The organism is Caldicoprobacter sp., from assembly GCF_047459465.1.
GTDB lineage: Bacteria > Bacillota > Clostridia > Caldicoprobacterales > Caldicoprobacteraceae > Caldicoprobacter.
Map to the genome: position 1 here is coordinate 1 of NZ_VSCO01000192.1, position 2835 is coordinate 2835.

2 protein-coding genes are annotated in these 2835 nt (G+C 39.4%); both read left to right on the forward strand.

Annotated elements, in window-relative coordinates; all coding sequences use genetic code 11:
- On the forward strand, positions 1-1671 hold a 1671-nt coding region (locus FWJ59_RS09160), incomplete at its 5' end, for a right-handed parallel beta-helix repeat-containing protein (RefSeq protein ID WP_414481632.1).
- 236 nt (positions 1672-1907) lie between these two features.
- A complete protein-coding gene (locus tag FWJ59_RS09165) occupies positions 1908-2417 on the forward strand; it encodes an immunoglobulin-like domain-containing protein (RefSeq protein WP_414481633.1) in 510 nt (169 codons plus the stop codon).
- The last annotated feature ends 418 nt before the right edge of the window (positions 2418-2835 follow it).

Sequence of the window (2835 nt, forward strand, 5' to 3'; positions counted from 1 at the left end):
TATGAAACAGTAGAGCAAAAGTTTACCGTCATTCATAAGACTTATGAAACTTCTAATAATACTATATTTGTAACTCCGAATGGAAGCCCTGATGGAGATGGAACTGTTGAGGCACCGTTGGATATCTATACTGCTGTAAATTATGTAAGGCCAGGCCAAACTATTATACTTGATGGTGGAATCTATAAAATGACATCTGGATTAAAAATCCCGAGGGGGATTGACGGTACTGAAGAGAACAGAATTATCATGACTTCAATGAAGGGTGAAAGAGCGATACTTGATTTTGCTGGAGCAGGTGGAGGCTTTGAACTTTGGGGAAGTTACTGGCATATTTATGGGATTGATATATGCAATACTGATGGCAATGTTAAAGGCATGCAAATAGCTGGACACTATAATATTATCGAATCAGTGAATGCCTATAACAACGGTGATACAGGAATTCAAATCAGTGGGAGTTCAACAGAACCTTTTGAGAAATGGCCTTCCCATAACTTAATACTGAATTGTACTTCTTATAACAATTGTGATCCAGGGCACAATAATGCCGATGGTTTTGCTGCCAAATTGACTGTTGGAGAGGGCAATATATTTAGAGGTTGTATTGCTTATAATAATTTGGATGACGGATGGGACTTGTATGCCAAAGTAGAGACAGGCCCAATTGGAGCAGTTATAATTGAGGATTGTGTGGCATATAGGAACGGAACCATACTTGACGGTAGCGCATCTGGTGAAGGCAATGGATTTAAGCTTGGGGGAGAAGGCATTCCTGTAAAACATGTACTTAGAAATTCTATCGCTTTTGCCAATGATAACAATGGCATAACAAGTAATAGTAATCCAGCAGTCGTAGTTGAAAATACTGTTTCAGCTTTTAATGGGGGAAGCAACTATGCCTTATATGGAAGGGGAACTATTGAACGCACTTTTGAAGCAAAAAACAATATTTCTTATAAGGGTGGCAAGCCGGATAATATTGAATTAGCAAGTTTAAGGGAGGATCCCAGCAATTACTTCGATGGCCAAAATATTAACAATGAGATTGTTGGTGATGACTGGTTTGTAAGTGTGGATATCAATATTGCTCCTACCAGAGATGCTTCAGGCTCCATTGATATGAAAGGACTGTTTAAATTAACCGATAATGCGCCGTTAGCTCTAGGAACTGTCGTGGGTCCTACTCCCGGCTATGAAGTGAATAATGTACAGCCAGTAAGCAGGGACATAGGTAACAATGGAGATTCAAATGTAGGTGATGTGGGAGATGACGAAGGCTGGAATAATGAGGGCATAGGTGACGATGGCTCGAACGGCGAAAGCAGTCCGGGTGATCAAGATACTCCAGGCGATCAAGATGTCCCGAACGACCAGGATATCCGTAATGATGAAGATACTTCAAATGATGGCGAAGGTAGTCCAGCCGATGAAGCTATTGGTGAAGATAATTCAGATGACAAAGATAGCCTACATGAGGGACATGATTCCAGCGATGAGCATACTACGGATGATCAACAGCAATCTGATACGGAGTCAGCAAATAAAGATAAACTAGTTAAAACTGGCTCCTGGATGGATATAAAACTGTTGCTTGTGGTAGGGACCATATTACTAGCAGTAGGAAGTGGTTTAATGTTGTGGCAAAGAAAGTTCATGAGCTGCAATTAACTTTAAACAATGTAATTAAACTTTTTTAGACAATAAAGCTTTATATTGGTGTAAGGTTGTATTTGCCAAATAGGCGTGAGTTGACAACTCACGCCTATTTTTTTCCTGGATTTTAAAATCCTTCACAATTTCCTATCAATGTTTCCTTTGAAGTATCTCAAAATTGTGGTTTAAAAATTTATTTTATGGAACTTTTTTTATTTTTTTGCGTCCAATTGAATAGGGGGTGCGGTTGTATGAAAAAATATCTGTTTTTGTCGGTGCTCATATTGGCAAGTTTGGTGCTGTTGGCTGGATGCGGTAATTTGGGTAGCATCAGTTCAGCTGCCCGGGGACGAAACAATATAATGGCAGCCGATTGGGAACCTACAACTTTTGAAATCGTCAACAACATCGATGGCGTTACCATGGCGGTAAAGGAGGGAACTGCCTCAGCTACCGGTTTAACGGTGACATTGAAAAATACTTCTAGCAGTGAATATATTTACAGTGAATACTTTTGGCTAGAAAAGAAAATCGGTGAGAAATGGTATCAGGTTCCCGTTGCCTTTGATGGTGACTATGCGTTTGATGATATTGGTTATATTTTAGCCCCTGAAAGCTCCAGTGAATGGACAGTGGATTGGGAATGGCTTTATGGCAGCTTGGGTGCAGGTCAGTATCGCATTGTGAAAGATGTGCTGGTTTCAAAGGATTCAGGGAAGTATGATACCTATTATTTAGCTGCTGAATTTGTAATTCAATAATCGTCGTATCCTATAAATTGGCTATTAGAAAACCCCTCCTAATAATAAAATAAACCCCTCCAATTATTTGAAATAGAATTGTGTTTACAGCATAGAATTGGATTCCTGTAAGAAATAATTTTGAAATAGGTACCTCATGATAGTAAATACAGGGGGACTCCCCTGATAAAAACAACAAAAGGAGGTACCTTACTTTATCTGACAGGGCAAATTTCGCATCACCGTTTTTCATTAGCATGGCTTGATTTATATCACCAGGGGCTTGTATGCAGTTGGGAAGTCGATAGAAAGATTCTATCATTTTAATGTCCATTATTTTTGGGTTTTATGAGGCGGGGCGGGGAGAGATTATAAAATTATTGTCAGCTTAACTATGTTGTTCTATGAAGGCTAGTATATCGCTGAAAAGTTCACCTGC

Coding starts and splice junctions, on each gene's coding strand:
- FWJ59_RS09165 (WP_414481633.1), top strand. CDS start 1,908: ATGAAAAAATATCTGTTTTTGTCGGTGCTCATATTGGCAAGTTTGGTG.